This is a genomic window from Streptomyces sp. NPDC005070, assembly GCF_053600395.1.
Genome location: NZ_JBSFZS010000064.1, coordinates 25,251 through 46,429, shown reverse-complemented (window position 1 = coordinate 46,429; position 21,179 = coordinate 25,251). Strand labels below are relative to the sequence as shown.

The following is a 21,179-nucleotide window of genomic DNA, read 5'->3' as shown; positions in this document are numbered from 1 at the left end:
GGCCCCAGACCCGAGTACGTCCAGTACGCGGGTCTGGGGCCGGCACGCCGAGAGCACGCACCTGACGCCGCCGGGCCGCCCTTCGGGCGACGACGCGAATTGTCAGACAGGCCCTAGCGGGCCGCGGCCAGGGCCCGGGTCACCCCGTGCTCCTTCGGGCCGAGGAAATGCGGATCCGGCTCGAACACCGCGTCCAGCGCGGCCTTGCCCGCCGCGAAGATCTCCCGGGTGTTGCCGTAGTACCAGGTGACGTCGTGCTTGGCGGCCACGCCGATGCCGTACGAGCGCACGCCCGCCGTCCGGCACAGGGCCAGAGCGCGGCGGATGTGGAAGTCCTGGCTGATCAGGACGGCCTCGTGGACACCGAAGATCTTCCGGGCGCGGACGCAGGAGTCCCAGGTGTCGAAGCCGGCGTAGTCGCTGACGATCCGCCGGGCGGGCACCCCGTGCGCGGTGAGGTAGGCACGCATCGCGTCCGGCTCGTCGTAGTCCTCGCGGCTGTTGTCGCCGGTGACCAGGACCACCTCGATCCGGCCGGCCCGGTACAGCTTCGCCGCGGCGTCCAGGCGGTGGGCGAGATACGGGGACGGCTCGCCGTCCCACAGCCCCGCGCCGAAGACGATCGCGACCTCGGTGCGCGGGGCGTCCGCCGTCGTCCGCAGCCGGTCGCCCGTCGACACGTGCAGCCAGGTCGCCGGGAGCAGCGCCAGCACGCACAGGACCATCAGGGTCTGTACGGCCCGCCGTCGGGCGCGGCGCGTGCGCGGCAGCGGCGGCAGACGGAGCAGTCGCGGTCTGCGCGGGTTCGGACGCTTCAGGCGCGGCATGGTCGATGTCCCCCAGAGATCGTCACACGGACGAAGACGCATCGTAAGGCCGTCCGGTTCACCCGGACGCGCCGACCCCCCGGCCGTCCGGCGGGAGAGAGCCGCAGGTGAGAGTCCCTCACACCGTGCCCCCGCCGATCCGTGAACCACTGGAAAACACCCGACACGCCCACGCAACGGCCCGGCAACCTGCCGCCGCCAGGATCGACGTATGACGGCCTCGAACCCCGCTCGCGACGCGTTCCCCCACCGCTTCGGCGGCCCGCCGGTCCACCGTGCCCACGTCGAAGGCCCTGTCGAAGGTCTCGGCAGTGCGGCGCAGCTCATGAACCGGATCGCCGGCCAGCTCGGCAGCCGGCTCGCCCTCGTCGCGCCCGACGGCACCCGCCGTCCGGCACCGCCCGCCCTCGTCCTGGTCGCCCACGGCAGCCGCGACCCGCGCGCGCTCGCCACCGTACGGACCCTGATCGAACGCGTCGGCGAGCTGCGCCCGCACCTGGACGTGCACCTCGGCCACATCGAGCTGAACGAGCCCCTCCTCGCCGACACGCTCGCCGCCCTCGCCGGCCGGCAGGACACGGTCCTCGTGCCGCTGCTGCTCGGCCGCGGCTACCACGTCCGGCGCGACATCCCCGAGACCGCCGCCGCCGTCCCCGGCCTGCACGCCCGTGTCGCCGGCCCGCTCGGCCCCCACCCGCTGCTCGTGGAAACCCTCTACGCCCGCCTCGTCGAGGCCGGATGGCGCACCCGGATGAGCGACACGGCCCGCCGCGCGAGCGCGGTCGTCCTCGCCTCCGCCGGGTCCCGTGCCCCGGACTCGGCCGCCGACACCCGCCGCACCGCCCAGATGCTCGCCGAACGCCTCGGCGTCCCGGTCGTCCCGGCGTACGCCTCCGCCGCCGCGCCCACCGTCACCGCCGCCGTGCGCTCGCTGGCCGCCCGGGGCCGCCACCGGATCGCCGTCGCCTCGTACTTCACCGCCCCCGGCCGCTTCGCCACGCAGGTCGCCGAGGAGGCCCCCTGGATCTGCGCCGAACCGCTGGGCGACCACCCGGCGATGGCCCGCCTCGTCCTGCACCGCTACGACCAGGCCGTGGCCGCCCCCGAGTCCGCCCCGGAGCGCACCCTGATCCCGGCCTGAACCCGGCACGTCTCCCCCCGCCCGGCACCGTGCCGGACGGCGCCCCGCCCCGATTGTCACCGCCTGCGTCTACTGTCGGGGCATGGAAGGCATGGCACCGAGGACCGAAGACACCGCACCGCAGGCACACGAGAACCACACGGCACACGAGAACCACACGGCCCATGACGCGTACAACCTGTCCGCCGTCGAGCGCTGGGCCGCCGAGCCCGACAAACGGCCGGGCCGCACCGCCTTCCAGCGCGACCGCGCACGCGTGCTGCACTCCGCGGCCCTGCGCCGCCTCGCGGGCAAGACACAGGTCGTCACCCCCGGCACCCTTCCCCAGGTGCTCGGCGCGGCCGGGTCCGGCGGCGCGCCCATCCAGGTGTGGGACGCCAGTCCGCGCACCCGGCTGACCCACTCCCTGGAGTGCGCCCAGGTGGGCCGCGAACTGGGCGCCGCCCTCGGCTGCGACCCGGACCTGGTCGAGGCGGCCTGCCTCTCGCACGACCTGGGCCATCCGCCCTTCGGGCACAACGGCGAGCAGGCGCTCAACGAATTCGCCGAGGACTGCGGCGGATTCGAGGGCAACGCCCAGTCGCTGCGCCTGCTCACCCGGATCGAGCCGAAGCGCTTCGTGCGCAGCGACATGGTGACCCCGGCCTCCGCCGCCGCGGGCGACGACCTCGTCAGCGTCGGCCTCAACCTCACCCGCGCCGCCCTCGACGCCGCCACCAAGTACCCGTGGCCGAGAGGCGCCCGTCCCACCGATCCGAAGTCGCCGAAATTCGGGGTCTACGAGGACGACCGGCCGGTGTTCGACTGGATCCGCCAGGGCGCCCCCGGCACGCGCACCTGCTTCGAGGCCCAGGTGATGGACTGGGCCGACGACGTGGCGTACTCGGTGCACGACATCGAGGACGGCCTGCACGCGGGCCACATCGACCCCGCCAGCCTGCACGCCGGACCGGAACGCCGGGAGATCTTCGCCGTGGCCGTCGGGCGGTACACGCCCGAGGACACCGATCCGGCCGAGCTGGCCGAGGCCCTCGACCGGCTCCTCGGCCAGGAGTGGTGGCCGCACGGGTACGACGGATCGGCCGTCGCACAGGCCCGCCTGAAGGACGCCACCAGCCAGCTCATCGGCCGTTTCTGCCTGGCCGCCGAGGGTGCCACCCGCGCGCGGTACGGCAGCGGACGCCTCACCCGCTACGCGGCGGAACTGGTCGTGCCGCGCGCCGCCAGGCTGGAGTGCGCCGTCCTCAAGGCGGTCGCCGACCGGTACGTGATGCAGCGCGCCGAACAGGAGCGGCTCCGCGCCGACCAGCGGATCGTCGTCGCCGAACTGGCCGAGGCGCTCACCGCCCGCGCCCCCGAGGTCCTGGATCCGCAGTTCCGGGCGCTGTTCGACCAGGCGGCCGACGACCGGGCCCGCAAGCGCGTGATCGTGGACCAGATCGCATCTCTCACCGACGCCTCGGCGCGTTCCCTGCACCTCAGACTCACCACGCGTTCCCATGGAGGCGGAGAAGTGTGACCCTGCGTGGCCTGATCGGGCCACTACCCCTTCCCGCATAACGCTCCGTGCGGGAGGCTCGCATATGGCGACATCCTTACGAGGAGGCATCAAGTGGTCGACGCGGATCAGACATTCGTCATCGTCGGAGGAGGCCTGGCAGGCGCCAAGGCGGCCGAGACGCTCCGAGCGGAGGGCTTCACCGGCCGCGTGATACTGATCTGCGACGAACGCGACCACCCCTACGAACGGCCGCCGCTGTCCAAGGGCTACCTCCTCGGCAAGGAGGGGCGCGACAGCGTCTTCGTGCACGAACCCGCGTGGTACGCGCAGAACGACATCGAGCTGCACCTCGGCCAGACCGTGGACAAGATCGACCGCGCGGCCAAGACCGTCCGCTTCGGTGACGACGGCACCCTCGTCCACTACGACAAACTGCTCATCGTGACCGGCGCCGAGCCGCGCCGCCTCGACATCCCGGGCACCGGACTCGCCGGCGTGCACCACCTGCGCCGCCTCGCCCACGCCGAGCGCCTCAAGGGCGTCCTCACCGCGCTGGGCCGGGACAACGGCCACCTCGTCATCGCCGGAGCCGGCTGGATCGGCCTGGAGGTCGCCGCCGCGGCCCGCGAGTACGGCGCGGAGGTCACCGTCGTCGAACCCGCGCCGACCCCGCTGCACAACGTGCTCGGCCCCGAGCTGGGCGAGATCTTCGCCGAACTGCACCGCGAGCACGGGGTGCGCTTCCACTTCGGCGGCCGGCTCACCGAGATCGTCGGCCAGGACGGCATGGTGCTGGCCGCCCGCACCGACGACGGCGAGGAGCACCCCGCCCACGACGTCCTCGCGGCCATCGGCGCCGCCCCGCGCACCGGCCTCGCCGAGGCCGCCGGCCTCACGATGGCCGACCGCGCGGACGGCGGCGGCATCGCGGTCGACGAGCAGCTCCGCACCTCCGACCCCGATGTGTACGCCGCCGGTGACGTCGCCTCCTTCCACCACGGCCTCTTCGACACCCGGCTGCGCGTCGAGCACTGGGCCAACGCCCTCAACGGCGGACCGGCCGCCGCCCGCTCGATGCTGGGCCGCGGGGCGGCGTACGACCGGGTGCCCTACTTCTTCTCCGACCAGTACGACCTGGGCCTGGAGTACTCGGGCTGGGCGCCCCCGGGGACGTACGACCAGGTGGTGATCCGCGGCGACGCCGCCAAGCGGGAGTTCATCGCCTTCTGGGTGAAGGACGGCAGACTGCTGGCCGGGATGAACGTGAACGTGTGGGATGTCACGGACCCGATCCAGCGGCTGATCCGCTCCCGGGCCCAGGTGGACACCGAAGCGCTCGCCGACCCGCACGTCCCGCTGGAGAGCCTGGCCCCCTGACCGTCTCGCGGGAGCGGCTCGGGCCGGCTCCCGCACCGTCCGCCGTGCCGGGATTTCCGGGGTGTGCCCCCGGACCCGGGGCGGTGGGGGTCCACCTGCCCCGGGAGTGTCGGTGCGGCCCCGTAGAATCACCTCGTGGCAGGCAGGATCAATGACGAGGACGTGAAGGCGGTTCGGGACGCGGTCCCGATCGACGCCGTGGTGTCCGAGTATCTCCAGCTCCGCAACGCGGGCGGCGGAAACCTCAAGGGCCTCTGCCCCTTCCACGACGAGAAGTCACCCTCCTTCCAGGTCAGCCCCAGCAAGGGCCTCTTCCACTGCTTCGGCTGCCAGGAGGGCGGCGACACCATCACGTTCGTGATGAAGGTCGACCACCTCACCTTCTCCGAGTCGGTCGAGCGCCTCGCGGCCCAGGCCGGCATCACCCTGCGCTACGAGGAGGGCGGGTACAACCCCGCCCACCAGCGCGGCGAGCGCATCCGTCTGGTCGAGGCGCACAAGGCGGCCGCGCAGTTCTACATCGAGCAGCTCGGCACCAGCCCCGAGGCCGACACCGGCCGCACCTTCCTCGCCGAGCGCGGCTTCGACCAGGCCGCCGCCGCCCACTTCGGTGTCGGCTACAGCCCCCAGGGCTGGGACCACCTCACCCGCCATCTGCGCGGCAAGGGCTTCACCGACAAGGAGCTGGTCCTCTCCGGCCTCTCCCAGGAGGGCCGCCGCGGTCCCATCGACCGCTTCCGCGGCCGCCTCATGTGGCCCATCCGCGACATCGGCGGCGAGGTCGTCGGCTTCGGCGCCCGCAAGCTGTACGAGTCCGACAACGGCCCGAAGTACCTGAACACGCCCGACACCGCGATCTACAGGAAGTCCCAGGTCCTGTACGGCATCGACCTCGCCAAGAAGGACATCGCCAAGAGCAGCCGCGCGGTCGTCGTCGAGGGCTACACCGACGTCATGGCCTGCCACCTGGCCGGGATCACCACGGCCATCGCGACCTGCGGCACGGCGTTCGGCGGTGACCACATCAAGATCCTCCGCCGGCTGCTGATGGACAACGGCTCGGCCCGGGTGATCTTCACCTTCGACGGCGACGCGGCCGGCCAGAAGGCCGCCCTGCGCGCCTTCGAGGACGACCAGAAGTTCGCCGCCGAGACCTACATCGCCATCGCGCCGGACGGCATGGACCCCTGCGAACTGCGTCTGGCCAAGGGGGACCAGGCCGTCGCCGACCTGGTCGAACCCCGCACCCCGCTCTTCGAGTTCGCGCTGCGCCAGATCGTCCTGCGCTACGACCTGGAGACCCCGGCGGGACGCGCGGCCGCGCTCGACGAGGCCGCCCCGGTCGTCGCCCGCATCAAGAACAGCGGTGCCCAGCACGAGGTCGCCGTGCAGCTCGCCGGCATGCTCGGCATCCTCGACACCCAGTTCGTCGTCAAGAGGGTCGCCCAGCTCGCCCGTTGGGCCCGCGACCGCGGCGGCATGGGCCCCGCGCCCGCCACCGGCCGCCCGCAGCAGACCTATGCCGCCGCCACCCAGGGACCCACCGGCGGACCCGCCCTCACCCTGCGCAACCCCGTCTTCGCCACCGAGCGCGAACTGCTCAAACTCGCCCTTCAGCGGCCCGAGTTGGTCGCCCCGGCGTTCGACGCCTACGGCATGGACGAGTTCACCGCCCCGCCCTACGCCGCCGTGCGCCAGGCCGTGATGGACGCGGGCGGCGCCGAGTTCGGCGTCCAGGACCCCCAGGAGTTCCTGATCCGGGTCCGCGACGCCGCCCCGGACGACGCCGTGCGCGCGATGGTCACCGAGCTGGCCGTCGAGGCGATCCTGCGCAAGACCGTCGACGAGACGTACGCGGGCGACCAGCTCGTCATGGTCCGCCGCCGCGCCGTCGACCGCCGCATCCGGGACGTCCAGGGCTCCCTGTCCCGCCTCAGCGCGGGCGGCGACCCGGCTCAACTCGCCGCCGTGCAGAACGAGCTGTGGGTGCTCCAGCAGTACGGCCAGGCACTGCGCGAGCGGGGCGCCGAAGCCCTCTGAGGCGCGGCGACGGCCCCTCCGGTGGATGTTCCGGGAGGGGCCCCGCGAAGCCGCCGGGGCGCGACGGGCGGTCGAAGCGGCCCGGCACATGCCAATCCCGCGGCTGGATCCGCAGGTTTCGTCTCCGCTGAGCTGCGCACTCGTCCAGAGCAGTAACCAGGCGGTCACGGACCGGACGCAAAAAGTCACCGCACGCCCCTCGTGGCGGCGATGTGTCGTACTCCACACTGGGTTCCGGTGCCTGAGTCCTCGGAGCGCGGCCGACCCGCACGCGACGGGTTCCCCATCCCCGCGGTTCCGCCAAACGACTGTGGGATGGACAGCGGCGAGACCGTCGACCCCATCCCCGACACACCGCTGCCGCACGACTCAGCAGCGACATTCCTGGAGGTCGCCCCCGTGCAGACCCAGACCCTCGCCCAGACCGACAACACCACCGACACGGACGCGGATCCCGGCGTCGTCGGGGCGGTCCCCGCGCAGCGGCGTGCCGCGCACCACCCCGAGGGCGGGCCGGAGAGCCCTCCCGAAGCCATCGAAGAGGCTCCCGGGGCGGAGGTCGAGGTGGAGGTGGAGACCGAGGCCCCCGAACCGGTGGAGCCGGCCCGGAGCCGCGCCGCCGACACCGGCGGCCCCTCGTCCGACCTGTTCCGCCAGTATCTGCGCGAGATCGGGCGGATCCCGCTGCTCACGGCGGCCGAGGAGGTCGAACTCGCCCGCCGGGTCGAGGCCGGGCTGTTCGCCGAGGAGAAGCTCCGGCTCACGCCCGACCTGGACAGCCAGCTCGCCATGGACCTGGACAAGATCGTCGTCATGGGCCGGATGGCGAAGCGCCGGCTCATCGAGGCGAACCTGCGGCTCGTCGTCTCCGTGGCCAAGCGGTACGTGGGCCGCGGTCTGACCATGCTCGACCTGGTCCAGGAGGGCAACCTCGGCCTGATCAGGGCCGTCGAGAAGTTCGACTACGCCCGCGGCTACAAGTTCTCCACGTACGCCACCTGGTGGATCCGGCAGGCCATGTCGCGCGCGCTCGCCGACCAGGCGCGCACCATCCGCGTCCCCGTGCACGTGGTCGAGCTGATCAACCGGGTGGTCCGCGTGCAGCGGCGGATGCTCCAGGAGCGCGGCTACGAGCCCACACCCGAAGAGGTCGCGGCGCAGCTCGACCTGTCCGGCGAGCGGGTGAGCGAGGTCCTGCGGCTGGCCCAGGAGCCGGTGTCGCTGCACGCCCCCGTGGGCGAGGAGGACGACGTGGCCCTCGGTGACCTCATCGAGGACGGCGACGCGACGTCTCCGGTGGAGTCCGCCGCGTTCCTGCTGCTCCGGCAGCATCTGGAGGCGGTGCTGTCCACGCTCGGGGAGCGGGAGCGGAAGGTGGTCCAGCTTCGGTACGGGCTCGCGGACGGGCGTCCGCGGACCCTGGAGGAGATCGGGCGCATCTTCGGTGTCACGCGTGAGCGCATCCGGCAGATCGAGTCCAAGACCCTGAACAAGCTGCGGGACCATGCCTTCGCGGACCAGTTGCGGGGTTATCTGGACTGACGGCGTCGGCCGCTCGACGGCATTCCCGTCCCGCAGACGGGGGCGCTGCCCCCGGACCCCCGCTCCTCAATCGCCGGAGGGGCTGAATTCTCGGGCGATTCTCAGCGGGGGCCGAGGGAGGCCGGCTCTAGTCGACCTCTGCGACCGCCTGGGCGAACTGGGCCTGGTAGAGGCGTGCGTAGGCGCCGCCGGACTCCAGCAGGTCCGCGTGGGCGCCCTGTTCCACGATGGCCCCGTTCTCCATCACGAGGATGGTGTCCGCGTCCCGGATGGTCGACAGACGGTGGGCGATCACGAACGACGTCCGCCCGTGCGCCAGCTTCGCCATCGCCTTCTGGATCAGCACCTCGGTCCGGGTGTCCACGGAGCTGGTCGCCTCGTCGAGCACCAGGATCACCGGGTCCGACAGGAAGGCCCGGGCGATCGTGACGAGCTGCTTCTCGCCCGCGCTGACCCCCGTCCCCTCGTCGTCGATCACCGTGTCGTAGCCGTCGGGCAGGGTGCGGATGAACCGGTCGGCGTGCGCGGCGCGCGCCGCCTCCTCGATCTCCCCGCGTGTGACGTCCCGCGAGGCCCCGTACGCGATGTTGTCGGCGATCGAGCCACCGAACAGCCAGGTGTCCTGGAGCACCATGCCGATCCCCGAGCGCAGCTCGTCACGGGACATGGACGTCACGTCGACCCCGTCGAGGGTGATCCGGCCGCCGGTGACGTCGTAGAACCGCATGAGCAGGTTCACCAGGGTCGTCTTGCCGGCGCCGGTCGGGCCGACGATGGCCACCGTGTGGCCCGGCTCCACCTTCAGCGAGAGATCCTCGATGAGCGGCTTCTCCGGGTCGTAGCGGAAGGAGACGTTCTCCAGCGCCACCCGGCCGCGCAGCTCCTCGGGACGGGCCGACAGCTTCGGGTCCGCCTCCTGCTCGTCCGCGTCCAGGACCTCGAAGACCCGCTCCGCCGACGCGACACCCGACTGCACCAGGTTCGCCATCGAGGCGACCTGCGTCAGCGGCATGGAGAACTGGCGGGAGTACTGGATGAAGGCCTGCACGTCACCGATGGACAGCGAGCCCGAGGCCACCCGCAGCCCGCCGACCACCGCCACCAGCACGTAGTTCAGGTTCGACACGAACATCATCAGCGGCTGCATGACGCCGCTGTTGAACTGCGCCCGGAAACCGGCCTCGTACAGCTTCTCGTTCTGCTCGGCGAACTGCGCCGCCGACTCGTCCGCCCGCCCGAACACCTTCACCAGGGTGTGGCCGGTGTACATCTCCTCGATGTGGGCGTTGAGCTTGCCGGTGGTGCGCCACTGCTGCACGAAGTGCGGCTGCGAGCGCTTGCCGATCCGGGTGGCCACGACGAACGACAGCGGCACCGTGACCAGCGCGACGAGCGCGAGCAGCGGCGACACCCAGAACATCATCGCGAGCACACCCACGATGGTCAGCAGCGAGTTGACGAGCTGGCCCATCGACTGCTGGAGCGTCTGCTGGATGTTGTCCATGTCGTTCGTCGCGCGGCTGAGCACCTCACCGCGCTGGCGCTTGTCGAAGTACGACAGCGGCAGCCGCGACAGCTTCGCCTGCAGGTCCTCGCGCATGCGGTAGACGGTCTTGTTCACGGCCCGGTTCACCAGCCGCGTCGCCACCGCCATCAGCAGGCCGGCCAGCAGGAACGTACCGAGCGCGAGCAGCAGGACGTGACCGACGGCGGTGAAGTCGATGCCCTGGCCGGGGGTGAAGTCCGTCCCCGAGAGCATGTCGGCGACGCCGCCCTTGCCGTTCGCGCGCAGCGAGTCGAGGGCCTGCTCCTTGGTGGCCCCGGCGGGCATCTGGCGGCCGACGATCCCCGCGAAGACCAGGTCGGTGGCCTTGCCGAGGATCTTCGGGCCGACCACCGAGAGGCCCACGCTGAGCACGACGGCGACCAGCATCACGTACAGCGTGGCGCGCTCGGGCTTGAAGTGGGTGAGGAGCCGGCGGCCCGACGCCTTGAATTCCATCGAGCGCTGGTCGGGGCCGCCCCCGGCCATCATGCGTCCCATGGGCCCTGCCATCAGGCGGCCTCCGCTTCCGTGAGCTGGGAGAGCACGATCTCCCGGTAGGTCTCGTTGTCCGCCATCAGTTCGTGATGCCGTCCGGTGCCGACGACGCGGCCCTCGTCGAGGACCACGATCCGGTCGGCCTCCCTGATGGTCGACACCCGCTGGGCGACGATCACCACGGTCGCCTCCGCGGTCTCCTCGGTGAGCGCCGCGCGCAGCGCCGCGTCGGTCGCGTAGTCGAGGGCCGAGAAGGAGTCGTCGAACAGGTAGATCTCGGGGCGCTGTACGAGGGTGCGGGCGATGGCCAGGCGCTGGCGCTGGCCGCCGGACACGTTCGTCCCGCCCTGCGCGATCGGCGAGTCGAGACCGTTCTCGAGCTGCTCCACGAAGCCCTTGGCCTGCGCCACCTCCAGCGCGTGCCACAGCTCCTCGTCGGTCGCCTCCGGGTTGCCGTACCGCAGGTTCGAGGCGACCGTCCCCGCGAACAGGTAGGGCTTCTGCGGGACCAGCCCGACCGTCCTGGCCAGCAGCTTCGGGTCGATGGTCGCGACGTCCACGCCGTCGACGAGCACCTGGCCGTCGGTGGCGTCGAACAGGCGGGGGATCATGCCGAGCAGCGTCGACTTGCCGCTGCCGGTCGAACCGATGACCGCGGTGACCTCACCGGGGCGGGCGACCAGGGTGACGGCCTTCAGAACCGGCTCCTCGGCGCCCGGGTAGCGGAATCCGGCCTCGCGGATCTCCAGGTGGCCGTGCCGGCGCAGTTCCAGGACCGGCGCGACGGGCGGGACCACACTGCTCTCGGTGCCGAGGACCTCCTGGATGCGCTCGGCGCAGACCTCCGCGCGCGGCACCATCATGAACATGAAGGTGGCCATCATCACGGACATCACGATCTGCATCAGGTAGGCGAGGAACGCGGTCAGATCGCCGATCTGCATGCCGCCGCTGTCGATGCGGTGGGCGCCGAACCAGACCACCGCGATGGACGACAGGTTCACCACCGTCATGACGATCGGGAACATCAGGGCCAGCATCCGGCCGGTGGCCAGCGACGTCTCCGTGAGCTCGGTGTTGGCGCCCTTGAAGCGGTCCTTCTCGTAGCCGTCGCGCACGAACGCGCGGATCACGCGGTTGCCGGTGATCTGTTCGCGCAGCACCCGGTTCACGGTGTCCAGGCGGACCTGCATGGTGCGGAACAGCGGGCGCAGTCGGCGCACGATGAGCGTCACGCAGATGCCGAGGGTCGGCACCACGGCGATGAGCACCGCGGACAGCGGCACGTCCAGGCCGAGGGCCAGGATGATCCCGCCCACACACATGATCGGCGCCGACACCAGCAGGGTGAACGTCATCAGCGCGAGCATCTGCACCTGCTGGACGTCATTGGTCGTGCGGGTGATCAGCGACGGCGCTCCGAAATGGCCGATCTCACGCGCCGAGAAGGACTGGACGCGGTCGAAGACGGCGGCGCGGATGTCCCGGCCCACCGCGGACGCCGTACGGGCGCCGTAGTAGACGGCCCCCATGTTGCAGACGACCTGGGTCAGCGAGATGCCGATCATCAGGGCGCCGAAGGACAGGATGTAACCCGTGTCACCCTTCACGACACCGTTGTCGATGATGTGCGCGTTGAGTGTGGGCAGGTAGAGCGTGGCGCAGGTCTGCAGGAACTGCAGCAGCACCAGCAGGGCGATGGGTTTCTTGTACGGACTGAGGTGGGTCCGCAGGAGTCGTATGAGCACGCGGGGTCTCTCGGAATCGTGGACGGCGGGGGTGACCGGCGGGTTGTGCATGATGCACGCACCACCCCCTATCGTCGGACACTCCCCCCGCGTTACCTCAACCGATTAACCCAAGTGCGGTCCAAAAATGGACTCCGCCTCCGTCTTCGGACGTACGTCCGTCAAGGCGTTACGCCCGGAATGCCCCGGGGTGCGTCTGTTCGCGTACGGATACGTACTGCTGCCGTACGGCCTGCCCCACGGCGAGTTCGTCGCCGGGCTCCAGCACCTGGGCGACCGGGCCCTGCCACATCGGCGGGGTCCGCGGGTCGAGCGTGCCCCGGGAGACGCCGAGGGCCCAGGCCGCCTGACGGGCCGCGCCGAGCGCCGCGTAGTCCGCGGGCTGCGGTACGACGACCTGCGCGCCGAACAGCGCGGGCGCCACGGCCTGGACGGCGGGCAGCTCGGCGGCCTGGCCGAGCAGGAAGATCCGGCGCACGTCGACACCCCGGCCGCGCAGCACGTCCAGTGCGTCCGCGAGCCCGCAGAGCATGCCCTCGAAGGCCGCCCGCGCCAGGTGCTCGGGCTTCATCGACTCCCGGCGCAGGCCGGCCAGCGTCCCCGCCGTGTGCGGCAGGTTCGGGGTCCGTTCGCCCTCCAGGTACGGCAGCAGGACGAGCCCGTGCGAGCCCGGCGTCGACTTCATCGCCAGCTCGGACAGTCCCTCCAGGTCGGACACGCCGAGCAGCTCCGCCGTCCCGCGCAGAGCCCGTACGGCGTTGAGCGTGGTCACGACCGGAAGGTGCATGCCGGTCGCGTCGGCCAGAGAGGTGATCATGCCGGTGGAATCCGCCAGCGCCTCGGTGTGGACGGCCATCACGGAGCCGGAGGCGCCCAGCGACACCACCGCGTCGCCGAGCCCGATGCCGAGCCCGAACGCCGCCGCCATGGTCTCGCCGGTCCCGGCGGATATCAGGAGCCCCTCGGGCGTGGTCCCCGCCGCCTCGTAGGGGCCGAGCACGTCCGGCAGCCCGGCCTGGTGGCCGAGCGCCAGTTCGACGAGATCCTGCCGGTACGCGCCGGTCGCCGCCGACCAGTACCCGGTCGCCGAGGCCCCGCCGCGGTCCGTGGTCCTGCGTACGGGGCGTCCGAGGAGCTGCCACACCAGCCAGTCGTGGGCCTGCAGCAGCATGCTGGTGCGCCGCGCGGCCTCCGGCTCGGTCTTGCTCAGCCAGCGCAGCTTGGTGACCGGCTGCGCGGCCTGCGGGACGCTGCCCACCGCCTGCGCCCAGGCCTCGCGCCCGCCGAGCGCGTCGATCAGATCGGCCGCGGCGACCTGGGCCCGCTTGTCGCCGCCGACCATCGCGGGGCGCACGGTGTTGCCCTGCGGGTCGAGCGGGACCAGCCCGTTCTGCTGGGCGGACACGCCGATGGCCTGGACGCCTTCGAGGAGCCCGCCGCCCGCCGCCTCGCCCAGGGACAGCAGCCAGGCCTGCGGATCCACGTCGGAAGGACGGCCGCCACCTTCGCCGCCGTCGACCGGATGTGGCGCATACCCCTGCCTGAGCACGGCACCCGTGTCCGTGTCGCAGACGACGATGCGAGTGAAATCGGGCGCACTGTCCAGCCCGGCGACTATCCCCATGGCGGAAATTCTGCCGTACGGCGCGAGCCCGTGGCGCCGGGCCGGTACACAGGACTCCGCCGTACGGGGAGTCGGCGGTGCCGGGCGGCCACGCGGGGCACCGCCGTACCGGGGGAGCGGGTGGTGCCGGGCCGGTGCGCGGGACCCGCCGTACGGGTGCCGGGCCTGCGCGCGGAACCCGCCGTACGGGGGAGCGGGCGGCGCCGGACCGGGTCATCGGGACCGGCGCGCACCCGGTCACCTAGGTGTTGCTGGTGCCCCAGTCGTCCTCGACGGCGCCGGCCCCGTTCCGCTCGCGCAGGGAACGCACCCGGTCCGTGACCGAGTCGGGGACGCGGTCGCCGACCTTCTCGCTCACGGTGTGCAGCGCCTTGCCCGCGATCTCGCGGCTCTGCTGGGCCGCGGTCTCGGCGGTGTTGCGCACCGCGGGGTTCTGCGCGACCTGGCGCATGGACTTCTTCAGCTGTTCGTAGCGCTCGCGTCCGGCCCGCGTGCCGAGCACGTAACCCAGGGCCAGTCCGGCGACGAACGTGAGCCGGTAGCGCATGACGGCCACCCTTCCCTTGCGTCGGCATCGGTGTGGAGGGAACCGATTGGCGGAGCACCCCCCTGCTTGCGCTAATGTATGTGTCGCAGCAAGCGCACGCCCCCTGGCGAATACCCAGGTGGGTGCGTTCGATGCAAAGATCAATCCCCTGTAGCTCAATTGGCAGAGCAGCCGGCTGTTAACCGGCAGGTTACTGGTTCGAGTCCAGTCGGGGGAGCTCGATCTCCTGTAGCTCAATTGGCAGAGCAGCCGGCTGTTAACCGGCAGGTTACTGGTTCGAGTCCAGTCGGGAGAGCAACGAAAGAGGGCCCTTCGGGGTCCTTTTTCATGTCCGCAGGGACCGCCCAGGGCATGCCGAAGGCGTCATGGTCGCGCGAAGCCGACCAGCCGGAGCAGGAGATCGTATGAGCGGCTATGCTGCGGCAGACGGCGCGCACAAATGTGCGCGGCGCGCCGTAACGGGGCGGTAGCTCAGCCGGTTAGAGCAGCGGACTCATAATCCGTCGGCCGTGGGTTCGAGTCCCACCCGCCCCACCACTGGCTACGCGAGGAGAGGCCGTCAGGCCCACGGCAGGCGTCGACGGCTGCCGGAGACCCACGGAGTCCGTCCGGCACCTTCCCCCGGATTCCCGGGCGCGCGAGACTGCACCATGGCATCAGTGGGACGACTGTCTCCACCCCCTCCTCGCGGTCCGTTCGCGGACCTCACCGGTCATCGCAGGGCGGTCAACGCGGTGGCGTTCAGCCCCGACGGGCGGCTGCTGGCGTCCGGGGGCAACGACCGGGCCGTGATCCTCCGGGACGTCACCGACGCGGCCCGTCCGGCCCCCGTCGCCGAACTCACGGGCCATCGCAGGGCGGTGAACGCGGTGGCGTTCAGCCCGGACGGGCGGCTGCTGGCGTCCGGAGCGGGCGACTGGACCGTCATCCTCTGGGACGTCGGCGACCCGGCCCGTCCGGCCCGGTCGGCGACTCTCGTCCATCCACGCCCCGGCCCGCTGACGCGTGACGGCTGGCGGCAAGGCGGTGTCCACGCCGTGGGGTTCGGCCCGGACGGGCGGTCACTCGCCTGCGGCGTCGACCGGACCGTGGTCCTCTGGGACATCGGCGACGCGGCGCGTCCGGTCCGGTGCGCCGTCGTCACGCACAACCGCCGCCTGTGGCGGTCGGGTCCCGTCGGAACGGTGGCGCTCAGCCCGGACGGACGGCTCTTGGCCACGGGCGCCTCCGGCGACAAGAACACCGGGGTCCTGTGGGACGTCGGTGAGCCGGCGCGTCCGGTCCTGACCGCCGTCGTCCGGCCGCAGGTCCGTGACTGGGCGAAGGCGTTGACCTCGGGCGGGGCGCCCGCCGTCCACGCGGTGGGGTTCAGCCCGGACGGCCGGTTGCTGGTCACCGGAAGCGGGGATCTGGGCGTGGTCTCCGGCACGTACGGGTCGTGGCGGCAAGGAGCCGTCACGGTGTGGGATGTCGGCGACCCGGCGCACCCGGTGAGGACGGGCACGGGGATCGTCCCCCTGGCCCGCGGTGGGGACACGGCGCAGGTGTACGCGGTGGCGTTCAACCCCGACGGGCGGTCGCTGGCCTCCGGCGGCGAGAACGCGACCGTCACCCTGTGGGACGTCACCGACCCCGCGCACCTGACCGCGACCGCCGCACTCGTCGGCCACCGCGGCGCCGTGCGGGCTCTGGCCTTCCGCCCGGACGGACGGCTGCTGGCCGGCTGCGGCGCCGGCAGGACGGTCACCTTGTGGGACACGAGTTGACGCGCTTTCCGCCACGGTGGCAGCGCCGCCCACGCACGGTCCGTCGGTGACGACTGGTGACGGCCTTTCAAATGGCGCCATTCCAGGGGTTGTTGACGATCGCATTCCGGCGCTCAAAGAGCGCGCACAGTTTTCGCGGTGTAGCTTCTACCCGTCAGTAGAGGCTTCAGCAAGGGTGGATACGTGGCTGCCCCTTCGCAAACCGAGAAGTTCGCCGCCTGCCTTCGGATGCTGAAGGACCGCAGTGGCCGGGGCTATGACCGCCTCGGCAAGGAAGCGGGCGTGAGCGGCTCCAGTCTGCATCGCTACTGCTCCGGCCTCAGCGTCCCGGGCGACTACCGGGTCGTGCACTCCTTCGGCAAGGTGTGCGGGGCCAGTCCGGAGGAGCTCCGCGAACTCCACCGCCTGTGGGCGCTGGCGGACACCGACCGGAACGTGCCGGCCGTGACCACCGCGACCGACCCGGCCGTCGAGGGCCAGGCGGAACCGGCACCGGCGGAGGCACCGGCAGCGGCGCCGGCGGAGGATGCTCCGGCCGTGTCGGCCGGGACGGACCCCGGACCGGGCGACGCCGTCCCGCCGGAGCCCCTCCCCGCCGGGGCCGGGCAGCCGCGACGGCCCCGGCTGCCCGAGAAGCTGTCCTCGCGTTTCGCGGTCCTGGCCGGCGCGGTCGTGGTCGTGACGGGGCTGGTGGCCGGCTTCGTATGGATGCCCGCCGATGCCCCGCCGTCGTCCGAGGAGGGGCTGTTGTACTCCTCCGCGTGCAAGTCGGTGAGCATGGGCCAGCACGACGAGTGCGTGCGTGAGGTCCAGACGCTGCTGGTGCGGGCCAAGGGCAGGCTCGCCGTCGACGGCGACTTCGGGCCCGAGACTCTGCGCCGGCTCACCGCGTTCCAGGTGCTGGCGGGTATGCCGGCCAGCAGTGTGGTCGACGAGGGGACGAGGAAGGCGCTCTACGCGCGGAAGGTGAGCATGGCCACCTGGTCGCCGGACCGCGTGGCGAAGCGGATCCGCGAGGTGTTCGCCGAGGACCCCGGCACCGCCGTGGCCATCGCCCGCTGCGCCTCCTTCCTCGACCCGCTGTGGGTGCTGCCCAACACCAACGGCAGCCGCAACTGGGGCGTGTTCCAGATCTCCGACGTCCGCCTGCGGGAGCTCGGAGGCACCCCGCGGCGGGCGTTCGACCCGGAGTGGAACATCCGGGCGGCCCACCGGTTGTGGAGCGTCCGGCACGACTTCCACGACTGGCCCTCCTGCGAGGCGGCGCTGAAGGACTCGAAGGACTCGAAGGGCGTGAAGGACACGGCGAAGAGCTGAAGGCGGAAGGCCGCACCGCAGAGACGGAGCACGGAGGTCCCGGGTACTGCCCCGCGATACCCGGGACCCCCGCGTTCCGGATCACCGGGACCTCGGAACTCCGGGTCACCGGGACCTCCGTGCTCCCGATCACCGGGACCCCGGCTCCCGATCACCGGGACCCCCGGCTCCCGATCACCGGGACCCCCGGCTCGGGGTCACCGGGACCTCCGGCTCCGGATCACCAGGAGCGTCAGACCGTGCCGCTCTCCCACCACCAGTCGCGGCCGAGGTCGGCCCGGCTGTCGACGTGCTGGTGGTCGACGGTGTACCGCTCCAGGCCGGAGAACCCGCAGGTCTCCGCCTTCTGGTAGACGGTCTTGGTGGCCACGCCGGGAACGTCGAGGTCGGCCGCGGTGCCGTACAGGTGCATGCTGTCGCTGGCCCCGCCGATGTCGGCGTTGTGCGCGATGCTGCGGAAGCCGGAGTTGACGGTGATCGGCTTGTCGCCCAGCTTCTTGCGCAGCGCTTCCAGCTTGTACATGCAGCGGCGGGCGTTCTCCTTCGTGTCCGCCGCGCTCAGCTTGCCGCCGTTGAAGGTGCCGCTCGACTGGTCCACGAACTCGCTCCAGTTGAAGTGGGCCGTGGAACCGTCCGACTGCTCCAGAGCGTTGAGCTTCGCCTGGGTGTTGGGACCGGCGACCCCGTCGTTGTCGAGACCGTACGCCGCCTGGAACCGCTTGACGGCCGCGGCCGTGCCGGGACCGAAGTCGCCGTCCAGGCCGACCCGGGTGTGGCTCGCGCTGTCGGCCGCCCAGCCCGAGACCCGGATCTGCAGCTCCAGCACGTCGGCGCCGCTGTCGCCCTGCTTCATGGTGCGCGACCACGAGTAGGCCTGCGCGACACCGGAGAACAGGACCTGGCCGAACGCGACGCCGGCGCCGACGGCGAGCGTGCCGCGCAGCATGCTGCGGCGGTCGAGGGGGCGGCTGCCGAGGGAACGGCCGCCGGAGGAACGGAAGAGGAAGGTCATCGTCGTCCTTTCGGGACGGTGGTGCGAGAAGGAGCGGAAGGAGGTCAGTAGGCGAGCTGGAAGTTCACGTTCTGCGCGTCGGTGTCATAGGGGCCGACACGCAGGACGAAGCGGGTGCCGTCCTTGACCTCGGTGGCGACCGTCGCCCACGGGGTGCCGTGGAGGGAGTACGTGTTGTCGTGGTTGCACTTGTCGGTGTGGTCGACGAACACCACGCAGGCGTACAGGAACCCGCCGTCGTCCGTGGTGAGCCGCATGTTGATGTCACCGCACCGCGAGGACGTGGTGAAGGGGCCGAAGTCCTTGGGTCCCACCTGGTAGCGGTAGTTCAGGTTCTTCGCGCCGCCGTAGCAGCTGGTCGCCGCGGCCGAGGACTGTGCGGCGGCGGGCGCGGCACCCGCTCCCAGCAGTGCGGCCACGGTGACGAGAGCCGAGGCGAGCGCCCTGGTCTTGATCATGGTGGTCTCCGTTCGGTGAAGTGGGCGGGAGATCAGAAGGCGATCTGGAAGGTGGCGGAACTGCCTTCCAGATCAACGCCGTTGGGCACGGTGAACCTGGTTCCGTTCAGGACGTCGGTGGCGATGGTCGTCCAGCTCCGGCCGATCTTGGTCCAGTAGTTGCAGGCGCCGGCCCTCGCGAACTGCACGCAGGCCCAGCCGAACTCGGCGTCGCCGCCGGTCATCCGCATGTTGATGTCCGTGCAGCGGCTCGTGGTCACGTACGGGCCGAAATCGCGCACCTCCCCGTAGTGCACCGTGACCGCTCCGCCGTAACAGCTCGTGGCGGCGGCGGCCGAGGCGGGCGCCGGGACGGTGAAGCCCAGGGTGACGAGCAGGGCGACGAGGGACGCGCGGGCGAACCGGGCGGTCATGGGGACGCTCCTCGGTAGGGCGGCGGTGGCGGCCGGGGTCACCGGTTGGCCAGCCTGTCCAGGTCGGCCTGGGTGCCGTTGAACACGTCACCGGTCGCCGGCGCCCGCAGGCCCGGGAAGACCGCGGCGTCGGTGTACTGCCACATCGCCCAGGTCGTCGAGCCGTTCGGTACCGGCGGCTGGGTGATCGACTGGCGGTAGTCCGCGAGTTGCAGCGGATACCGGGCGAAGGCGGTGGTCGACCCCATGCAGTCGTCCAGGAAGGACTTCTGGGTGTAGATCATCGGAACGCGGCCGAAGGCGTTCTCCACCCGGTCGAGCCAGGCCTTGGCGTCGGCCACCGTGCCGTAGGTGGGACAGCGTCCGCTGCCGTCGTCCATGCGCTCCAGGTCGAAGATCGGCGGAAGGTCGCCGGCCCGCTTCCCCGTGTAGCCGGTCGCCCGCACGGCGGCGATGAACCGGTCGGCCTGCGCGGCACCCGTGTCGGCCGCCGTGCCCGTGTAGAAGTGGTACGGCGCCACGGCCAGCCCCGCCGTCCTGGCCCCTTCGAGGTCGGTGGCGAGGTATTCGTCGGTGACGTTCATGCCGCGGGTGGCCTTGACCGTCGCGAACTCGGCGCCCGAGGCCCGTACGGCCTTCCAGTCGATGGGCGCGCCACCGGGGTGCTGGTACTTGGCCGTGTCCAGGCCGTCGATCGGGTGGCCGGCGGGGTGGGGCGGCGTGCAGTACGCGTTACGGCTGGACCAGTCCACCAGCTTCGCCCAGGTGTTGGGGCCCACGGTGCCGTCGGCGCCGAGGTTGGCGCAGTGCTGGAGCTCGACGACCCGGTCCTCGGTGCCGCCCCCGAAGTCGCCGTCGATCGTCAGCGGCGGATAGTGGAACGGCTCCATGGCCAGGTTCAGCCGGCACTGGACCTCCTTGACCTCCTCGCTCTTCGCGCCCTTCTTCAGGGTCGGGCGCGCGTCGGTGTGGCCGCACACGGTCGCCTGCGCCGTCCCTGCCGTGCCCTGGGTCGCGCAGGTGTGCGGCTGAGCGGCCCAGGTGTTCAGCGCCGCCCAGGTGTTCGGGCCGAGCACGCCGTCCGCGCTCAGCCCGGCGCACCGCTGGAACTCCTTGACCCGTGTCTCGGTCGCCGCTCCGAACGAGCCGTCCGCCGCGATCGGCGTGTACCGGCTCGGTTTCGTCGCCAGGTCGAGTTCGCACTGCGCCTCGACCGTCGCGTCCCCCGTGGATCCCTGCTTCAGCGTGGGCTGTTCGCTCGTGTGCCCGCAGACCGCGACCGCGGCGGCCGGCGCAGCTTGCACCGCCGCCGGCCCGCACAGGGGCAGGACCGCTGCCACGGCGAGGGTCAGACCCCGCAGTAGCGTCCTTGTTCCCATCTGGTGTTCCCCCTCTGATCAGTAGCCGGGAAACCCCGGCCGCCGACCAGGCTGGCAGCGCCTGTCCCGCGGCGGATCCTCTTGATCCGGATCGGGACGACGGGACAGTCCCACCCGCGTGACCTGCGGGAACGCAACACCTCTGGGACGGGCATGGGACACGGGCGGCGACGCCGGAGCGCGATCAGGCCCGCGGGAGGCAGGGTCAGCCGCTCGCGGACCGCTTCCCGGCGAGGAAGCCCACCACCTCCCCGGGCACGATGTGCCCGGCCTCCGGTTCCTCCCACTGGACGGGATGGATGCCGTGGTCCGCGAGACTCCGCACGAACTGCTCGGGCAGCCTGTCGCCCTCGACCAGGTGGAGATCGAGGACCGCCTTCCGCGCCGAAGGCTCCAGAGCTTCCCACCACTGCGTGAGGCGCGCGCTGTGTGTGCTGTTCATGAGC

17 protein-coding genes and 3 tRNA genes are annotated in these 21,179 nt (G+C 71.7%); 10 read left to right on the top strand and 10 right to left on the bottom strand.

The window, feature by feature from the left end; genetic code table 11:
• Positions 1–113 precede the first annotated feature (113 nt).
• A complete protein-coding gene (locus ACWEBX_RS22130; RefSeq protein ID WP_451886549.1) occupies positions 114–827 on the bottom strand; it encodes a SanA/YdcF family protein in 714 nt (237 codons plus the stop codon).
• Between the two features lie 325 nt (positions 828–1,152).
• Between ACWEBX_RS22130 and ACWEBX_RS22125 the strand changes: the two genes are divergently transcribed.
• The 5 genes from ACWEBX_RS22125 (at position 1,153) to ACWEBX_RS22105 (ending at position 8,428) form a co-directional block, all read left to right on the top strand.
• Complete coding sequence (locus ACWEBX_RS22125; RefSeq protein WP_451886550.1) at positions 1,153–1,968, top strand: sirohydrochlorin chelatase; 816 nt, start codon at positions 1,153–1,155, stop codon at positions 1,966–1,968.
• Between the two features lie 82 nt (positions 1,969–2,050).
• Complete coding sequence (locus ACWEBX_RS22120) at positions 2,051–3,487, top strand: deoxyguanosinetriphosphate triphosphohydrolase (RefSeq protein WP_451886548.1); 1,437 nt, start codon at positions 2,051–2,053, stop codon at positions 3,485–3,487.
• Between the two features lie 93 nt (positions 3,488–3,580).
• Positions 3,581–4,846 (top strand): NAD(P)/FAD-dependent oxidoreductase, encoded by a 1,266-nt coding sequence (locus tag ACWEBX_RS22115; RefSeq protein WP_451886547.1) that lies wholly within the window; start codon positions 3,581–3,583, stop codon positions 4,844–4,846.
• Between the two features lie 135 nt (positions 4,847–4,981).
• Positions 4,982–6,886 carry a DNA primase gene (gene dnaG, locus ACWEBX_RS22110; protein ID WP_451886546.1) on the top strand — a complete coding sequence of 635 codons (1,905 nt, stop codon included), beginning with the start codon at positions 4,982–4,984 and terminating at the stop codon, positions 6,884–6,886.
• Positions 6,887–7,123: 237 nt separating this feature from the next.
• Complete coding sequence (locus tag ACWEBX_RS22105) at positions 7,124–8,428, top strand: RNA polymerase sigma factor (RefSeq protein ID WP_451886545.1); 1,305 nt, start codon at positions 7,124–7,126, stop codon at positions 8,426–8,428.
• 127 nt (positions 8,429–8,555) lie between these two features.
• Here ACWEBX_RS22105 and ACWEBX_RS22100 read toward each other — a convergent pair whose 3' ends face one another.
• From ACWEBX_RS22100 to ACWEBX_RS22085, 4 genes are all read right to left on the bottom strand, one after another.
• Positions 8,556–10,484: an ABC transporter ATP-binding protein gene (locus ACWEBX_RS22100; RefSeq protein ID WP_451886544.1), complete on the bottom strand. Its 1,929-nt coding sequence runs from the start codon at positions 10,482–10,484 to the stop codon at positions 8,556–8,558.
• The gene (locus ACWEBX_RS22095; protein ID WP_451886543.1) at positions 10,484–12,217 is read right to left on the bottom strand and encodes an ABC transporter ATP-binding protein; all 1,734 of its coding nucleotides are present in this window, start codon (positions 12,215–12,217) and stop codon (positions 10,484–10,486) included. Before ACWEBX_RS22095 ends, ACWEBX_RS22100 begins: the two co-directional genes overlap by 1 nt.
• A 169-nt stretch (positions 12,218–12,386) precedes the next feature.
• On the bottom strand, positions 12,387–13,841 hold the full coding sequence (locus ACWEBX_RS22090) for an FGGY family carbohydrate kinase (RefSeq protein WP_451886542.1): 1,455 nt from the start codon (positions 13,839–13,841) through the stop codon (positions 12,387–12,389).
• A gap of 241 nt (positions 13,842–14,082) precedes the next feature.
• On the bottom strand, positions 14,083–14,388 hold the full coding sequence (locus tag ACWEBX_RS22085) for a YtxH domain-containing protein (RefSeq protein ID WP_451886541.1): 306 nt from the start codon (positions 14,386–14,388) through the stop codon (positions 14,083–14,085).
• Between the two features lie 144 nt (positions 14,389–14,532).
• Between ACWEBX_RS22085 and ACWEBX_RS22080 the strand changes: the two genes are divergently transcribed.
• From ACWEBX_RS22080 to ACWEBX_RS22060, 5 genes are all read left to right on the top strand, one after another.
• A tRNA-Asn gene (locus ACWEBX_RS22080) sits at positions 14,533–14,605 on the top strand.
• Positions 14,606–14,610: 5 nt separating this feature from the next.
• Positions 14,611–14,683: transfer RNA gene (locus ACWEBX_RS22075), tRNA-Asn, on the top strand.
• 165 nt (positions 14,684–14,848) lie between these two features.
• Positions 14,849–14,925: transfer RNA gene (locus ACWEBX_RS22070), tRNA-Ile, on the top strand.
• Between the two features lie 122 nt (positions 14,926–15,047).
• Positions 15,048–16,154 carry a WD40 repeat domain-containing protein gene (locus ACWEBX_RS22065; protein ID WP_451886540.1) on the top strand — a complete coding sequence of 369 codons (1,107 nt, stop codon included), beginning with the start codon at positions 15,048–15,050 and terminating at the stop codon, positions 16,152–16,154.
• Positions 16,155–16,337: 183 nt separating this feature from the next.
• On the top strand, positions 16,338–17,471 hold the full coding sequence (locus ACWEBX_RS22060; protein WP_451886539.1) for a helix-turn-helix domain-containing protein: 1,134 nt from the start codon (positions 16,338–16,340) through the stop codon (positions 17,469–17,471).
• Positions 17,472–17,703: 232 nt separating this feature from the next.
• Here the strand turns inward: ACWEBX_RS22060 and ACWEBX_RS22055 are convergent, their stop codons facing one another.
• The 5 genes from ACWEBX_RS22055 to ACWEBX_RS22035 form a co-directional block, all read right to left on the bottom strand.
• On the bottom strand, positions 17,704–18,483 hold the full coding sequence (locus ACWEBX_RS22055; RefSeq protein WP_451886538.1) for a D-Ala-D-Ala carboxypeptidase family metallohydrolase: 780 nt from the start codon (positions 18,481–18,483) through the stop codon (positions 17,704–17,706).
• A 44-nt stretch (positions 18,484–18,527) separates the two neighbouring features.
• Positions 18,528–18,941, bottom strand: coding sequence for a hypothetical protein (locus ACWEBX_RS22050; RefSeq protein WP_451886537.1), 414 nt, complete (start codon positions 18,939–18,941; stop codon positions 18,528–18,530).
• Between the two features lie 32 nt (positions 18,942–18,973).
• Positions 18,974–19,354, bottom strand: a complete 381-nt coding sequence (locus ACWEBX_RS22045; protein ID WP_451886536.1) for a hypothetical protein — start codon at positions 19,352–19,354, stop codon at positions 18,974–18,976.
• Positions 19,355–19,392: 38 nt separating this feature from the next.
• The gene (locus ACWEBX_RS22040; RefSeq protein ID WP_451886535.1) at positions 19,393–20,733 is read right to left on the bottom strand and encodes a GH25 family lysozyme; all 1,341 of its coding nucleotides are present in this window, start codon (positions 20,731–20,733) and stop codon (positions 19,393–19,395) included.
• Between the two features lie 205 nt (positions 20,734–20,938).
• Positions 20,939–21,175, bottom strand: a complete 237-nt coding sequence (locus ACWEBX_RS22035; protein ID WP_451886534.1) for a hypothetical protein — start codon at positions 21,173–21,175, stop codon at positions 20,939–20,941.
• Positions 21,176–21,179 lie beyond the last annotated feature (4 nt).

Coding starts and splice junctions, on each gene's coding strand:
- ACWEBX_RS22085 (WP_451886541.1), bottom strand. CDS start 14,388: ATGCGCTACCGGCTCACGTTCGTCGCCGGACTGGCCCTGGGTTACGTG.
- ACWEBX_RS22090 (WP_451886542.1), bottom strand. CDS start 13,841: ATGGGGATAGTCGCCGGGCTGGACAGTGCGCCCGATTTCACTCGCATC.
- ACWEBX_RS22050 (WP_451886537.1), bottom strand. CDS start 18,941: ATGATCAAGACCAGGGCGCTCGCCTCGGCTCTCGTCACCGTGGCCGCA.
- ACWEBX_RS22100 (WP_451886544.1), bottom strand. CDS start 10,484: ATGGCAGGGCCCATGGGACGCATGATGGCCGGGGGCGGCCCCGACCAG.
- ACWEBX_RS22055 (WP_451886538.1), bottom strand. CDS start 18,483: ATGACCTTCCTCTTCCGTTCCTCCGGCGGCCGTTCCCTCGGCAGCCGC.
- ACWEBX_RS22045 (WP_451886536.1), bottom strand. CDS start 19,354: ATGACCGCCCGGTTCGCCCGCGCGTCCCTCGTCGCCCTGCTCGTCACC.
- ACWEBX_RS22040 (WP_451886535.1), bottom strand. CDS start 20,733: ATGGGAACAAGGACGCTACTGCGGGGTCTGACCCTCGCCGTGGCAGCG.
- ACWEBX_RS22035 (WP_451886534.1), bottom strand. CDS start 21,175: ATGAACAGCACACACAGCGCGCGCCTCACGCAGTGGTGGGAAGCTCTG.
- ACWEBX_RS22125 (WP_451886550.1), top strand. CDS start 1,153: ATGAACCGGATCGCCGGCCAGCTCGGCAGCCGGCTCGCCCTCGTCGCG.
- ACWEBX_RS22130 (WP_451886549.1), bottom strand. CDS start 827: ATGCCGCGCCTGAAGCGTCCGAACCCGCGCAGACCGCGACTGCTCCGT.
- ACWEBX_RS22120 (WP_451886548.1), top strand. CDS start 2,051: ATGGAAGGCATGGCACCGAGGACCGAAGACACCGCACCGCAGGCACAC.